15 protein-coding genes are annotated in these 14,918 nt (G+C 59.7%); 7 read left to right on the top strand and 8 right to left on the bottom strand.

Annotation, left to right across the window (positions count from 1 at the left end):
• Window positions 1-196: 196 nt before the first annotated feature.
• Both GUY40_RS06560 and GUY40_RS06565 read right to left on the bottom strand, forming a co-directional pair.
• Window positions 197-1,093: a GlxA family transcriptional regulator gene (locus tag GUY40_RS06560; protein ID WP_166568279.1), complete on the bottom strand. Its 897-nt coding sequence runs from the start codon at window positions 1,091-1,093 to the stop codon at window positions 197-199.
• A 215-nt stretch (window positions 1,094-1,308) separates the two neighbouring features.
• Window positions 1,309-2,349 (bottom strand): NADP(H)-dependent aldo-keto reductase, encoded by a 1,041-nt coding sequence (locus tag GUY40_RS06565; RefSeq protein WP_166568139.1) that lies wholly within the window; start codon window positions 2,347-2,349, stop codon window positions 1,309-1,311.
• A gap of 247 nt (window positions 2,350-2,596) precedes the next feature.
• On the opposite strand from GUY40_RS06565, the gene rplM reads away from it, so the two are divergent.
• The 7 genes from rplM to GUY40_RS06600 all read left to right on the top strand — a co-directional run bounded on the left by rplM (window position 2,597) and on the right by GUY40_RS06600 (window position 7,552).
• A complete protein-coding gene (gene rplM / locus GUY40_RS06570; protein WP_166568140.1) occupies window positions 2,597-3,025 on the top strand; it encodes a 50S ribosomal protein L13 in 429 nt (142 codons plus the stop codon).
• 14 nt (window positions 3,026-3,039) lie between these two features.
• Window positions 3,040-3,432 carry a 30S ribosomal protein S9 gene (rpsI, locus tag GUY40_RS06575; RefSeq protein ID WP_166568141.1) on the top strand — a complete coding sequence of 131 codons (393 nt, stop codon included), beginning with the start codon at window positions 3,040-3,042 and terminating at the stop codon, window positions 3,430-3,432.
• Window positions 3,433-3,695: 263 nt separating this feature from the next.
• Window positions 3,696-4,289: a ubiquinol-cytochrome c reductase iron-sulfur subunit gene (petA, locus tag GUY40_RS06580; protein ID WP_166568142.1), complete on the top strand. Its 594-nt coding sequence runs from the start codon at window positions 3,696-3,698 to the stop codon at window positions 4,287-4,289.
• Window positions 4,289-5,500: a cytochrome bc complex cytochrome b subunit gene (locus GUY40_RS06585; protein ID WP_166568143.1), complete on the top strand. Its 1,212-nt coding sequence runs from the start codon at window positions 4,289-4,291 to the stop codon at window positions 5,498-5,500. Before petA ends, GUY40_RS06585 begins: the two co-directional genes overlap by 1 nt.
• Window positions 5,500-6,282 carry a cytochrome c1 gene (locus GUY40_RS06590; RefSeq protein ID WP_166568144.1) on the top strand — a complete coding sequence of 261 codons (783 nt, stop codon included), beginning with the start codon at window positions 5,500-5,502 and terminating at the stop codon, window positions 6,280-6,282. The genes GUY40_RS06585 and GUY40_RS06590 overlap by 1 nt, the downstream gene beginning before the upstream one ends.
• Window positions 6,283-6,487: 205 nt before the next feature.
• The gene (locus GUY40_RS06595) at window positions 6,488-7,102 is read left to right on the top strand and encodes a glutathione S-transferase N-terminal domain-containing protein (protein ID WP_166568145.1); all 615 of its coding nucleotides are present in this window, start codon (window positions 6,488-6,490) and stop codon (window positions 7,100-7,102) included.
• Between the two features lie 15 nt (window positions 7,103-7,117).
• Window positions 7,118-7,552, top strand: coding sequence for a ClpXP protease specificity-enhancing factor (locus GUY40_RS06600; protein WP_166568146.1), 435 nt, complete (start codon window positions 7,118-7,120; stop codon window positions 7,550-7,552).
• 164 nt (window positions 7,553-7,716) lie between these two features.
• On the opposite strand, the gene GUY40_RS06605 is transcribed toward GUY40_RS06600, so the two are convergent.
• The 6 genes from GUY40_RS06605 to arcD form a co-directional block, all read right to left on the bottom strand.
• Window positions 7,717-9,225: a sigma-54-dependent transcriptional regulator gene (locus GUY40_RS06605; RefSeq protein WP_166568147.1), complete on the bottom strand. Its 1,509-nt coding sequence runs from the start codon at window positions 9,223-9,225 to the stop codon at window positions 7,717-7,719.
• A gap of 209 nt (window positions 9,226-9,434) precedes the next feature.
• Window positions 9,435-9,794, bottom strand: a complete 360-nt coding sequence (locus GUY40_RS06610; RefSeq protein WP_166568148.1) for a DUF5064 family protein — start codon at window positions 9,792-9,794, stop codon at window positions 9,435-9,437.
• A 58-nt stretch (window positions 9,795-9,852) separates the two neighbouring features.
• On the bottom strand, window positions 9,853-10,782 hold the full coding sequence (gene arcC / locus GUY40_RS06615) for a carbamate kinase (RefSeq protein ID WP_166568149.1): 930 nt from the start codon (window positions 10,780-10,782) through the stop codon (window positions 9,853-9,855).
• 10 nt (window positions 10,783-10,792) lie between these two features.
• Complete coding sequence (locus GUY40_RS06620) at window positions 10,793-11,803, bottom strand: ornithine carbamoyltransferase (protein WP_166568150.1); 1,011 nt, start codon at window positions 11,801-11,803, stop codon at window positions 10,793-10,795.
• 69 nt (window positions 11,804-11,872) lie between these two features.
• Complete coding sequence (gene arcA, locus GUY40_RS06625) at window positions 11,873-13,129, bottom strand: arginine deiminase (RefSeq protein ID WP_166568151.1); 1,257 nt, start codon at window positions 13,127-13,129, stop codon at window positions 11,873-11,875.
• Window positions 13,130-13,162: 33 nt separating this feature from the next.
• Window positions 13,163-14,590, bottom strand: coding sequence for an arginine-ornithine antiporter (gene arcD, locus GUY40_RS06630; RefSeq protein ID WP_166568152.1), 1,428 nt, complete (start codon window positions 14,588-14,590; stop codon window positions 13,163-13,165).
• Window positions 14,591-14,918 lie beyond the last annotated feature (328 nt).

The following is a 14,918-nucleotide window of genomic DNA, read 5'->3' on the forward strand; positions in this document are numbered from 1 at the left end:
GCTCAACCAATGTTGGCCAGAAGCCGAAGACGGCTTCCTCGAATAGGCCTGATACATAGATGCAAGCCGGGCAGCAGTGTTTGAAAGTGGGTTGACTGAGGAGGCGAGTCCATACATAGGAGCAGGGCTAGCCCGCGATGGGCTGCGAAGCAGACCCTGGGGCCGCTGCGCACCCCATCGCGGGCAAGCCCTGCTCCTACGCAGCCTGCACAAACTGCTGCCGATACCGGTTCGGCGACAGCTCGGTGTGCTGGCGGAACAGCCTGGCGAAGAAGCTGGCGTCGTCGTAGCCGACTTCATAGCTGATCGTCTTGATGCTCTTGCGAGTGCCCGACAACAAGCCTTTCGCCGTCTCGATACGCAAGCGCTGCAGGTAATGCAGAGGCTTGTCGCCGGTGGCGGTCTGGAAGCGACGCATGAAATTGCGGATGCTCATGCCGTGATCGCGCGCCACGTCTTCGAAGCGGAACTTGTCGGCGAAGTGCTCCTCCAGCCATTGCTGGATCTGCAGGATGATCAGGTCTTGATGCAGTTTCTGGCCACCAAACCCCATCCTTCCCGGCGTGTAGCTGCGCTGAACCTCGTAGAGGATGTCGCGGGCCACCGCCTGGGCGACGTTGGGGCCGCAGAAGCGTTCGATCAGGTAGACGTACAGGTCGCACGCCGAGGTGGTACCGCCCGCGCAATACAGGTTGTCGGCGTCTGTGAGGTGTTTGTCCTGGTTGAGCTGGACGTTCGGAAAGCGCTCTTCAAAGGTCTTGAAAAAGCGCCAGTAGGTGGTCGCTTCCTTGCCATCGAGCAGGCCAGCCTCGGCCAGCCAGAACACTCCGGTGGCTTCGCCGCAGAGCACCGCGCCGCGGGCATGTTGCTGGCGCAGCCAAGGCAGGACTTCGGGGTAGCGGCGGCACAGGGTATCGAAGTCTTCCCAGAAGGCCGGCAGGATGATCACGTCGGCATCGCCGAGCTCACCGTCGACCGGCAACACCACATCGCTGAAGCTGCGCACCGGTTCGCCGTCAGGGCTGACCAGGCGTGTTTCGAACATCGGTTTCAGGCCCTGGCCCGATTGCTTGCCGTACCGCAGGCTGGCCATGTGAAAGAAATCCTTGGCCTGCATGAGTGTGGAGGCGAACACTTTATCAATGGCCAGGATGCTGACGCGTCGCAGGGACGCCGTATTTGGATTCAACGTCATTTCTTTATTCTTATAGGGGATAGTGGTCAATGCACGGCTGGATCGTCTTATTTTTTGGCGCAAGTGTCCAGTGCCGATGCATCGAGGGGCCGTGGCCCCCGATAAACCCAGGCTTATGGCGCAGGGTTTGGCTGCTGCTGATGAATCGCCTCGATGGCGCTCAGCACTTCCTCTGACAGTGTGAGTTCGGCGCTGGCCAGGTTGCTCTCCAGCTGTTCGAGCGAGGTGGCGCCGATGATGTTGCTGGTCACGAACGGCTGGGCGGTGACAAACGCCAGCGCCATCTGTGCCGGGTCCAGGCCGTGCTCGCGGGCCAGCGCAACGTAACGGCTGCAGGCGGCTACCGATTGTGGGTTGGAGTAGCGCTGGAAGCGGCTGAACAGCGTCAGGCGACCCTGGGCCGGGCGGGCGCCGTTCTCGTACTTGCCCGAGAGCATGCCGAAGGCTAGTGGCGAGTACGCCAGCAAGCCGCATTGCTCGCGAATGGCGATTTCTGCCAGGCCCACCTCAAAGCTGCGGTTGAGCAGGTTGTAGGGGTTCTGGATCGACACCGCGCGCGACCAGCCACGGCTTTCGGCCAGCTGCAGGAATTTCAGGGTGCCCCACGGGGTTTCGTTGGACAGGCCGATATGGCGGATCTTGCCGGCCTTGACCTGCTCGTCGAGCACTTGCAGGGTTTCTTCCAGCGGCGTGAAGTCGGCGTCGGCCTGGTGCTGATAGCCCAGCTTGCCGAAGAAGTTGGTGCTGCGTTCCGGCCAGTGCAACTGGTACAGGTCGATCCAGTCGGTCTGCAGACGCTTGAGGCTGGCGTCCAGGGCTGCGACGATGTTGTGGCGGTCATGCTTGAGCTGGCCGTCGCGGATATGACTGATGCCGTTGCCGGGGCCGGCGACCTTGCTGGCCAGGATCCAGTCGGCGCGATCGCCGCGCTCCTTGAACCAGTTGCCGATGATGCGTTCAGTGCTGGCGTAGGTCTCCGGACGTGGCGGCACCGGGTACATCTCGGCGGTGTCGATGAAATTGATGCCGGCATCCTTGGCGCGCTCGATCTGGGCAAATGCCTCGGCCTGATCGTTCTGCTCGCCCCAGGTCATGGTGCCCAGGCACAAGGCGCTGACGGAAAGATCGGTGCGACCCAGCGTGCGGTAGTCCATTTGCATCTCCCTAAAGGCAAAAGCTCATAAAAGCAGGTTGATATTTTTTCCGCAATCTGGATAATCGTGCAGCTCTCTGTGGTGGGAGTGATGCCCCGCCTCAAGAAGAATCTTGCCGTGTATTGGACGCGCTGACCCGAGCCCCCGATAGCGTCTGTATCCGGCTGCCTTTGACTTGTCAAAGTAAGCACTATTCAGTAAGATCCGCCGTCTTAATTTTGCTGGGCGGCCCCTGAGGCTATAGAGAATGAAAACTTTTACTGCTAAACCGGAAACAGTAAAGCGCGACTGGTTCGTCGTTGACGCTGCTGGTCAGACCCTGGGTCGTCTGGCCACCGAAATCGCCAGCCGTCTGCGTGGCAAGCACAAGCCTGAGTACACCCCTCACGTTGACACCGGCGACTACATCGTCGTGATCAATGCCGAGCAGGTACGTGTTACTGGTGCCAAGACCACTGACAAAATGTACTACTCCCACTCCGGTTTCCCAGGTGGCATCAAGGAAATCAACTTCGAGAAGTTGATCGCCAAAGCCCCTGAGCGCGTGATCGAGACCGCGGTCAAAGGCATGCTGCCTAAGAACCCGCTGGGTCGTGACATGTACCGTAAGCTGAAAGTCTATGCGGGCGCTGCTCACCCTCACGCTGCTCAGCAGCCCCAAGAACTGAAGATTTAACGGAATAGTTCATTATGTCGGCGACTCAAAATTACGGCACTGGCCGTCGCAAGACTGCAACCGCACGCGTTTTCCTGCGTCCGGGCACTGGTAACATCTCCATCAACAACCGTTCTCTGGACGTGTTCTTCGGTCGCGAAACTGCCCGCATGGTAGTTCGTCAGCCGCTGGAACTGACTGAAACCGCTGAGAAGTTCGACATCTACGTCACCGTTATCGGTGGTGGTGTCAGCGGTCAAGCCGGTGCGATCCGTCACGGTATCACCCGCGCACTGATGGACTACGACGAAACCCTGCGTAGCGCACTGCGCAAAGCTGGCTTCGTGACTCGCGACGCCCGTGAAGTAGAGCGTAAGAAAGTGGGTCTGCGTAAAGCGCGTAAGCGTCCGCAGTACTCCAAGCGTTAATTCGCTGCTACATTCAAAAGAGCCCGATTCTGAAAAGAGTCGGGCTTTTTTTATGGGCGATGGAAATTATCTTCAATTTTACTGTGGCAACTTGCCGCAGGCTCGCAAGCCAAGTGCTATAAGGGGTGCAGCCGTTCGTCTCAGGTAATTACCTTGTCAAAACAAGGGCTTTTATTTACCATTCGGCAGATTTTATGCAGTTCCGGCAATTACCAAGTAGATGCCTGTTTTAACAGGCCACAAAGCTGATGGGAGAGGACTGAATGAGCAATGACGGCGTGAATGCAGGCCGACGTCGCTTCCTCGTGGCAGCCACGTCCGTGGTGGGTGCTGCAGGAGCGGTGGGGGCTGCGGTCCCGTTCGTGGGGTCATGGTTCCCGAGTGCCAAGGCAAAGGCTGCTGGTGCACCGGTGAAGGTCAACATCAGCAAGATCGAGCCGGGACAGCAAATGATTGCTGAATGGCGCGGTCAGCCGGTGTTCATTGTTCGTCGAACCGAAGAGATCCTCACCAACCTGGGCAAGATCGAAGGTCAACTGTCCGATCCCGAGTCAAAGAGTTCAGTCCAGCCTGAGTATGTCGACCCCAAGGTCCGCTCCATCAAGCCACAAGTCCTGGTACTGGTCGGTCTGTGCACCCACTTGGGCTGCTCGCCGACCTTCCGTCCGGAAGTGGCGCCCGCGGACCTGGGCAAGGATTGGGTCGGTGGCTATTTCTGCCCGTGCCACGGCTCCCACTATGACCTTGCAGGTCGCGTCTACAAGTCGCAGCCGGCGCCCCTGAACCTGCCGGTTCCTCCGCACACTTACGAGTCGGATGACCTTGTCGTCATCGGCGTCGATCAGGAGAAAGCGTGATGAGCAAGTTCATGGATTGGGTCGACGCCCGCTTCCCGGCGACCAAAATGTGGGAAGACCACCTCAGCAAGTATTACGCCCCCAAGAACTTCAACTTCTTCTACTTTTTCGGCTCCCTGGCCCTGTTGGTGCTGGTCAACCAGATCGTAACGGGCATCTGGCTGACCATGAGCTTCACCCCCTCGGCGGAAGAGGCGTTCGCCTCCGTCGAGTACATCATGCGTGACGTCGAATACGGCTGGATCCTGCGCTACCTGCACTCCACCGGCGCTTCGGCGTTCTTTGTCGTGGTGTACCTGCACATGTTCCGCGGCCTGCTGTACGGCTCCTACCAGAAGCCGCGCGAGCTGGTGTGGATCTTCGGCATGTTGATCTACCTGTCATTGATGGCCGAAGCCTTCATGGGTTATCTGCTGCCGTGGGGCCAGATGTCCTACTGGGGCGCCCAGGTGATCATCTCGCTGTTCGGGGCCATTCCGGTGATCGGTGGCGATCTTACCCAGTGGATCCGCGGTGACTACCTGATTTCCGGCATTACCCTGAACCGCTTCTTCGCCTTGCACGTGATCGCGCTGCCGATCGTGATCCTCGGTCTGGTCGTGCTGCACATCCTGGCGCTGCACGAAGTGGGTTCGAACAACCCCGATGGCGTCGACATCAAGAAGCACAAGGACGAAAACGGCGTCCCGCTCGACGGCATTGCCTTCCACCCGTACTACACCGTGAAAGATATCGTCGGTGTCGTGGTGTTCCTCTTCGTGTTCTGCGCAGTCGTGTTCTTCTTCCCGGAAATGGGCGGCTACTTCCTCGAAAAACCGAACTTCGAGCAGGCCAACGCCTTCAAGACCCCTGAGCACATTGCGCCGGTCTGGTACTTCACGCCGTTCTACGCCATCCTTCGGGCGATTCCGGACAAGCTCCTTGGCGTGATCGCCATGGGCGCCGCGATTGCCGTGTTGTTCGTGCTGCCATGGCTGGACCGAAGCCCGGTCAAGTCCATGCGCTACAAGGGCTGGCTGAGCCGAATCTGGCTGGTGGTGTTCTGCATTTCCTTCGTCATCCTGGGCATTCTCGGTGTACTGGCACCGACTCCGGGTCGTACGTTGCTGTCGCAGGTCTGTACCTTCCTGTACTTCGCCTACTTCATTCTGATGCCGTTCTATACCCGGCTCGAGAAGACCAAACCGGTTCCGGAAAGGGTGACTGGCTGATGAAAAGACTATTAGCAGTTCTGATGCTTGCAGTGATGCCTGCCCTGACTTTCGCCGCCGGCGAACACGGTGTTGAACTGGACAAGGTCGATATCGACCTGGCCGACAAGGCCGCCATGCAGGATGGCGCACGTACCTTCGCCAACTATTGCATGGGCTGTCACAGCGCCAAGTTCCAGCGCTATGAGCGCGTGGCCGATGACCTGGATATCCCCCATGAGCTGATGCTGGAAAAGCTCGTATTCACGGGGGCCAAGATCGGTGAGCATATGAATATCGGCATGCAACCGGGCGATGCCAAGGCCTGGTTCGGCGCTGCGCCGCCCGACTTGACCCTGGTGGCGCGGGTGCGGGGCACTGACTGGCTGTACAGCTACCTGCGTTCTTTCTATGAAGACCCGTCGCGCCCGTGGGGTGTGAACAACAAGGTGTTCCCGAACGTCGGCATGCCTAACGTGCTGGTGGACCTGCAGGGTCGCCAGGTGGTGGGTTGCAAGCAAGTGCAGATCGTCGCTGATGGCAAGAAGCAATATGACCCCCTGACCGGTACCCCATTGACCCACGAGGCGTGCGATCAGCTGACCATCGTGCCGAAATCCGGTACCCTGACCGAGGATCAGTTCGACGAGAAGGTCAAGAACCTGGTGACCTTCCTGGCCTATTCGGCCAACCCGGTCAAGCTGCAGAGCCAACGCATCGGCACCTACGTGCTGCTGTACCTGGCTTTCTTCTTCGTATTCGCTTATCTGTTGAAACGCGAGTACTGGAAAGACGTACACTGATCAGGTTGTAAGATGTGCTGTTGATTGCACGCGCCCTGGGGCGTCTCTGAACAGTAGCGAGCCTGGAACAGGCAAGTGGGCCGTACCGGAGTGATCCGGCTCGGCCCATTTGGCAATCTGGACCGGCAATTCGTTACATGAGGAGCGCCCGCAGGGCGCGTTTGTATTTGGGTTTTCATAATTTCTATACGCGAGGAGGACCGCCATGGGCGTGACCAAGTTGGCCTGTTACTCCGACCCCGCCGACCACTATTCTCATCGGGTGCGCATCGTTCTCGCCGAGAAGGGTGTCAGCGCTGAAATCATCGATGTGGCCGCGGGTGCTCAGCCGCGCAAACTGATCGAAGCCAATCCTTATGGCAGCGTACCGACCCTGGTCGATCGCGACCTGGCGTTGTACGAGTCCACGGTCGTCATGGAATACCTGGACGAACGGTATCCACATCCGCCATTGTTGCCGGTGTACCCGGTGGCGCGCGCCAATAGCCGGTTGCTGATACACCGTATCCAGCGCGATTGGTGCGCACTGGTGGATCTGATTCTTGATCCCAGAACCAAGGAAGCGGCCCGTGTCCAGGCTCGCAAGGAGCTTCGGGAAAGCCTGACTGGCGTCTCGCCGGTGTTTGCCGAGAAGCCTTTTTTCCTCAGCGATGAGCAAAGCCTTGTGGATTGTTGTCTATTGCCAATCCTTTGGCGTTTGCCCAAGCTTGGCATTGAACTGCCGCGGCCAGCCAAGCCGCTGCTTGATTACATGGACCGTCAGTTTGCGCGTGAGGCCTTCCAGGCGAGCCTCTCTGCAACTGAACGTGACATGCGTTAGGTTTTAGGAGCCAAGATGAACTCCAGTCGTCCCTATCTGGTGCGCGCGCTCTACGAGTGGATCGTAGACAATGATTGCACCCCGCACATGCTGGTCAATGCTGAATACCCCGAGGTGCAAGTGCCCCAGGGGTTCGCCAGCGACGGCCAGATCGTGCTGAACATTTCGCCCACCGCCGTGCGTCAATTGCACATGGACAACGAAGCGGTCAGCTTCGAAGGTCGCTTCGGTGGCGTCACTCACTCGCTCTATGTGCCAAGCGCTGCGATCCTGGGCATCTACGCCCGGGAAAACGGCCAGGGCATGGTCTTCGAGCTGGAACCGCCGATCAGCGATGATGACGAGATCTACGAGGAAGACGATGGCCAGGGTGATGATGACACCGAACCGCCGTCCGGAAGCGAGCCTCCACGTCCAAGCGGCCGTCCAAGCCTCAAGGTCGTGAAGTAAGCGAGCCAGGTCCTGCGGCCTGCCCAGGTTGCTGACTAACCCTTTGTGGGAGCGGATTTAGCCGCTAATAAAGGCACCGCAGTCTACCTGATACCCCGCGGTGCCTGAATTCGCGGATAAATCCGCTCCCACATTAGTCGATCCCAGCAGAGATTTGGGGTTTGTCAGCTCTTGCTGGTGATCCCGTACTTGCGCAGTCGATGGGCAATGGCCGTGTGCGAGGTTTGCAGGCGGCTGGCCAATTGGCGGGTCGAGGGGTAGCTGGCGTAGAGCTTTTCCAGCAGTGCCTTCTCGAAGTTCTCCACAGCCTCCTCCAGGCTGCCGACTTCGCCGTCGTTTTCGCGGGCCACCGATGTGCCGGCGATATCCAGATCCCCAATATCAACCAGGCTGCTTTCGCAAATCGCGGCGGCGCGGAAAATCACGTTCTGCAATTGCCGTACGTTGCCGGGCCAGCGATTGCCCAGCAGCGCAGGGTAGGTCCCGGGGGCCAGGCGGCAGACCGGGCGCTGGATCTGGGTGCAGGCCTGCTGCATGAAATAACGCGCCAGCATCAGGATGTCCTGGCCACGCTCGCGCAGGGGCGGTACTTGCAGGTTGAGGACATTGAGGCGATAGAACAGGTCTTCACGAAAGCTGCCTTCGGCGACCATCTTTTCCAAGTCACGGTGCGTGGCGCTGAGAATCCGCACATTGACCTTGATCTCGCGATCGCCGCCCACCCGGCGGAAACTGCCGTCATTCAAGAAGCGCAGCAGCTTGGCCTGAAGGTAGGGCGACATCTCGCCGATTTCATCGAGGAACACGGTGCCTTCGTTGGCCAGTTCCATCAGCCCCGGTTTACCGCCGCGCTGGGCGCCGGTGAAGGCGCCGGGGGCGTAACCGAACAGCTCGCTCTCGGCCAGGCTTTCGGGCAGCGCCGCGCAGTTCAGGGCCAGAAAGGGCGCGCTGTGGCGGGCGCTGATGGCGTGGCTGGCGCGCGCCACCAACTCTTTGCCGGTGCCGGTCTCGCCATGGATCAATAGCGGTGCATCCAGGGTGGCCACGCGCTGGGCGCGGGCCTTGAGGGTACGAATGGGGATCGAATCGCCCAGCAGCGCATCGAAGCCTTCAGCGTGGTCGTGGCGCAAGGCCGACAGCCGTTCGCCGATGCGATTGGGCGGGTACAGGGTCAGCAGGGCCCCGGCGTCGGTGATCGGGGTGGCGTCCAGCAGCAGCGTCTGGCCATTGAGCACGACTTCGCGCATGGGCAAGTGAAAGCCGTGTTCGAGCAAGGCTCCGAGCAAGTCCGGGTCGGCAAACAGTTCGGCCACCGGGGCCCCGGCAGGCTCTCGGCCGTACAGCGCAATCAGCGCCGGGTTGGCCAGCAGCACATTGCCTCGACTGTCCAGCGCCAGCACCGGGTCGGTCATGGCCGCCAGCAAGGCCTCCAGCTGCAGGTGACGACGCTGTCCGGGCAGAATGTCGACCACCGTCACCGCTTCTACGCCGCGCACGCTGAGTAGCGCATCATGCAGCTCCTCAAGCACTAGCGGGCTCAGGGTCGGGGCGTCGATATAGACGTTCGGCGGGACCATCTCCACCGCGTCCAGGTTGAGATTGCGCGCACCCAGCAGGGCGAGCACTTCCTGGGTGATACCGACGCGGTCGATGAAGCTGACGTGGATACGCATGGGGTGCTACGGGTTCCGGACAGCAGGGGCGGCAAGTATGCCTTGTCCGGGTTGATTGGTGAATTGATCCGGGTGTGATCAACGGGAATCAGATATTCCAGATACTGAGTCATATCTATGTGGGAGCGGATTTATCCGCGAATAGCGTCACTGCGGCCCTTCTGAAACACCGTGGTGAAGCGATTCGCGGATAAATCCGCTCCCACAGTTTATTCGAGGTGTTCTGGTTTTACCGGATCGCCGGATTTGACGTCGAGTTGCACGCGGACATCTTCGAACATCGCATCGTAGTACTTGTGCACCGAACCGATGCTGGCGGTTTTCGGCAGGCCGTATTTCTGCGCGATGCGGGTGGCGTGACGGGCAAAATCGAAGGCCTGGTCCTTGGGCAGGAAAAAGCTTTCGTCCACAGTCTTGTCTTCAACGCTGCCGTGCAGGCGAAATTGCATGCCTTTGCCTTCCTTCGGGTCCTGAGCCACCTCGTAGTCGATGCGTAGGTTGTAGGTGAAGTCGTCCTTGTTCAGCGCGTGGCGCTCGATATGCAGACGACCGGGTTCGAACTGGGCCATGGCCTGTGCTCCTCCAGCGAATGAGGGAGGGCAGGCCGCGAGCGACCTGCCCAAAGATTCAACGATAGCTGATTCCGGCCTTGGCGGTGCTGACGCGGGTACCAGCGGTCCCTTTGACGATCTCCTCGATGTCCGCCAGCGAGCCAATCACCGCGACCTTGCCGGTGTTGCGGGCAAATTCGCAGGCCGCCTGGACTTTCGGCCCCATGGATCCGGCTGCAAAGCCCAGCCGTTCAAGCTCGTCGGGGTGCGCCTGGGTGATGGCTTTCTGGGTTGGCTTGCCCCAGTCGACAAAAGCCGCTGCCACGTCGGTGGCGATCACCAGCAGGTCTGCGTCCAGCTGCTCGGCCAACAGCGCCGAGCACAAGTCCTTGTCGATCACGGCTTCCACGCCTTCGAGCTTGCCGGGCTGGCCGTAGAGGGTGGGAATCCCGCCGCCGCCGGCGCAGATCACGATGCTGCCCTTTTCCAGCAACCATTTGATCGGGCGAATCTCGAAGATGCGCTTGGGTTTCGGGCTGGCCACCACGCGGCGGAACTTGTCGCCATCGGCAGCAATGGCCCAGCCCTTTTCCTTGGCCAGCCGTTCGGCGTCTTCCTTGCTGTAGACCGGGCCGATGGGCTTGGTCGGGTTCTGGAAGGCCGGGTCCTTGGCGTCCACTTCCACCTGAGTCAGCAGCGTGGCGAAAGGCACCTCGAAAGCCAGCAGATTGCCCAACTCCTGCTCGATCATGTAGCCGATCATGCCTTCGGTTTCTGCCCCCAGCACGTCGAGCGGGTAGGGGCTGACCGAGGTGTAGGCGGCGGCCTGGAGCGACAGCAGCCCGACTTGTGGGCCATTGCCATGGGCCACCACCAGTTGGTTGCCGGGGTGGATCTTGGCGATCTGTTCCGTGGCGATGCGGATATTGGCGCGCTGATTGTCAGCGGTCATGGGCTCGCCTCGGCGCAGCAGGGCGTTACCGCCCAATGCAACAACGATACGCATGAGGATGTCCTTACAAGTCGGCCAGGGTCGAGACCAGGATGGCCTTGATGGTATGCATGCGGTTTTCCGCCTGCTCGAAGGCGATGCAGGCCGGCGATTCGAACACGTCGTCGGTGACTTCAATGCCGTTCTTCAGGTGCGGATACTGCTCGGCTATCTGTTTGCCGACCTTGGTGTCGGAGTTGTGGAAGGCCGGCAGGCAGTGCATGAACTTGGTCCGCGGGTTGCCGGTGGCTTTCATCATCTCGGCGTTGACCTGGTAAGGCAGCAGTTGCTGGATGCGTTCGCCCCAGGCTTCGACCGGTTCACCCATGGACACCCAGACGTCGGTGTGGATGAAGTCCACGCCCTTGACCGCCTGTTTCGCGTCTTCGGTCAGGGTGATGCGGGCGCCGCTTTCTTCTGCGTATTGCTTGCAGCGTGCGACCAGGTCGTCATGGGGCCACCGGGCCTTGGGCGCGGCGATGCGCACATCCATGCCGAGCTTGGAGCCGACCAGCAGCAGCGAGTTGCCCATGTTGTTGCGGGCATCGCCCAGGTAGGCGTAGCTGATTTCATGGATCGGCTTATCGGCGTGCTCACGCATGGTCAACACGTCGGCGATCATCTGGGTCGGGTGGTATTCGTCGGTCAAGCCGTTGAATACCGGCACGCCGGCAAACTTGGCCAGCTCTTCGACGACTTCCTGCTTGAAGCCACGGTATTCGATGGCGTCGTACATGCGCCCAAGCACCCGTGCGGTGTCCTTCATGCTCTCCTTGTGGCCGATTTGCGAGGAGTTGGGGTCGATGTAGGTGACGTTGGCGCCCTGGTCATAGGCCGCCACTTCGAAGGCGCAGCGGGTTCGGGTGGAGGTTTTTTCGAAGATCAGGGCAATGTTGTTGCCCTTCAGGTGCTGTTGTTCGGTGCCGGTGTATTTGGCCCGTTTCAGGTCGCGGGACAGGTCCAGCAGGTAGCGCAACTCGCGAGGGGTATGGTGTTCCAGGCTCAGCAAGTTACGGTTATGAATGTTGAACGCCATGATGATTCTCCTTGAATTCGGTGATCGCCCCGCTGGCGTCGGATAGAGGCCAGCGGGGTGTATGGTCGTTTAGTAGTCGATCGGGTCGCGGATGATCGGGCAGGTCATGCAATGGCCGCCGCCCCGACCCCGGCCCAGTTCGCCGGCGCTGATGGTGATGACTTCGACCCCGGCCTTGCGCAGCAGGGTGTTGGTGTAGGTATTGCGGTCGTAGCCGATGACCACGCCGGGCTCCAGGGCCACCACGTTGTTGCCGTCATCCCATTGCTCGCGTTCGGCGGCGAAACTGTTGCCGCCGGTTTCCACCACGCGCAGTTTTGGCAGGTTCAGGGACTCTGCGACCACCTCGATGAAGGACTTGTTCTCGCGGCGCACGTCCATGCCATAGGGCTTGCTCTCGTCCTTGCGGATCACGAACGGGACAATTTCCTTGACCACTTCCGGGAAGACCGTGACCAGGTCGCGGTCACAGAAGCTGAACACGGTGTCCAGGTGCATCGCCGCGCGGGATTTCGGCAGGCCGGCGACCACCACTTTTTCCACCGCGCCCTTGGCGAACAGCGATTGGGCCAATTGACCGATGGCCTGGCGGGAAGAACGCTCGCCCATGCCGATCAGCACCACACCGTTGCCGATCGGCATGACGTCGCCGCCTTCGAGGGTGGCCGAGCCGTGGTCCTTGTCCGGGTCGCCGTACCAGACTTCAAACTCGGCCTGGGTGAACGATGGATGGAACTTGTAGATGGCGCTGGCCAGCAGCGTTTCCTGGCGGCGCGCAGGCCAGTACATCGGGTTGAGCGTCACGCCGCCGTAGATCCAGCAGGTGGTGTCGCGGGTGAATTGGGTGTTGGGCAGAGGCGGCAGCAGGAAGCTGGAATGGCCCAGGTAATCGCGGTACATCTTGATCACGCTGGCGCCTTCACTTTCCGGCAGGTCTTCACCGGCCACGCCGCCGATCAGGAACTCGGCCAGCTTGCGCGACTCCAGGCCTTCGATCCAGCTGCGCACTTCATTGGTCAGGCCGACGCCGACACTGTCGGGGGTGATCTTGCGGTCGAGAATCCATTTCAGGGCTTCGGGGTTCTGGACGGTTTCAGTCAGCAGGTTGTGCATCTCCAGCACTTCCACGCCACGCTCACGCATCTTGGTGACGAAGTCAAAATGGTCGCGCTTGGCCTGGTTGACCCAGATAACGTCGTCGAACAGCAGCTCATCGCAATTGCTGGGCGTCAGGCGCTGATGCGCCAGGCCCGGAGAGCAGACCATCACTTTGCGCAGTTTGCCGGCTTCGGAATGGACGCCGAGCTTCACTTTTTCCGTGGACATTTTTCATCTCCTCCAAAGTGTCGAAAACGGGGGTTACAGCGTTAAAAAGCCGTCGTAAAGGCCGTAGGCCGCCACCAGAGCGCCCACCACCACGGCGGCGAAGATCAACTTCTCCACGTTGGTAAAAATCGGTTGGCCCAACTCACGCTTGGCCTTGGCGAACAGGATGGCGCCAGGGGCGTAGAGCAGGGCGGATAACAGCAGGTATTTGACGCCACCGGCGTACAGCAGCCAGATCGCATAGATCAGAGCGATGGCACCGATCACCAGGTCTTTCTTGCGCTCGGCCAGGGCTTGTTCATAGGTTTCCGAGCGCAGCGCCAGCAGGAAGGCATAGGCCGCCGACCACAGGTAAGGCACCAGGATCATCGAGGTGGCGAGGTAGATCAGCGACAGGTAGGTGCTGGCGGAAAACAGCGTGATGATCAGGAAAACCTGCACCATGGCGTTGGTCAGCCACAGGGCGTTGGCCGGCACCTGGTTGGCGTTTTCCTTGCGCAGGAAGGCCGGCATGGTGTGATCCTTGGCGGCGGCAAACATGATCTCGGCGCACAACAGCACCCACGACAGCAGGGCACCGAGCAGCGAGATAATCAAGCCGACGCTGATCAGCACCGCCCCCCAGTGACCGACCACATGTTCCAGCACGGCGGCCATCGACGGGTTCTGCAGCTTGGCCAGTTCCGGTTGGGTCATGATCCCCAGTGACAGCACGTTGACCAGCACCAGGAACAACAGCACGGTGATAAAGCCGATGACGGTGGCCTTGCCGACGTCCGAGCGTTTTTCAGCACGGGCGGAGAAGATGCTCGCGCCCTCAATGCCGATAAACACCCAGACGGTCACCAGCATCATGTTACGAACCTGATTCATCACGCTGCCCAACTCGGGGTTCATCGAGCCCCAGATGTCAGCGGTGAAGATATCCAGCTTGAAGGCAAACAGCGCGATCAGGATGAACAGCGCCAGCGGTACGACCTTGGCCACGGTGGTGACCAGGTTGATGAACGCCGCTTCCTTGATCCCGCGCAGCACCAGAAAGTGCACGCCCCACAATAGAATCGATGCGCCGAATACAGCCGCCGGTGTATTGCCTTCGCCAAAGATCGGGAAGAAGTAACCGAGGGTGCTGAACAGCAGCACGAAGTAGCCGACGTTGCCCAGCCAGGCGCTGATCCAGTAACCCCAGGCCGAGGAAAAACCCATGTAATCGCCGAAACCGGCCTTGGCGTAGGCATACACCCCGCCATCGAGGTCGGGTTTGCGGTTGGCCAGGGTCTGGAACACAAAGGCGAGGGTTAACATACCGACGGCGGTAATTGCCCAGCCAATTAAAACAGCACCGACATCGGCACTTGCGGCCATGTTTTGCGGCAGCGAAAAGATACCGCCGCCAATCATCGAGCCCACAACCAGGGCTACCAGAGCTCCGAGCCTTAGTTTTCCGGGTGATTCTGTCATTACCTAACTCCAGTCCAGGAGAAGTGAGACTTCAGACTACGTCTGTGAGGCAATTCGCTAGATGACTCAGATCAATTCATACGACATTCCGTTGTAGATGAATGAATAGAGGTGTGGCTATTTGATGGCGTTGAAGGACCCGGTTTTATTAACCCTCTGGTGAGTTTTAGAGCAATAGCTCGGTTGGGCTTGCGAACTTTCACGCTAGACACTTTTGACCCAGATGCAAATTTTTGCCGAGAAAAAGCCCTGTTAATGTGCTTTAGTTCAAATGCGCATAAGAATTCACCGTTTAGTTCGCCTCTTATAGATGGGCTGGCGATGAAAA

Origin of the sequence: Pseudomonas sp. R5(2019), from assembly GCF_009905435.1 — a bacterium.
Taxonomy (GTDB): Bacteria; Pseudomonadota; Gammaproteobacteria; order Pseudomonadales; family Pseudomonadaceae; genus Aquipseudomonas.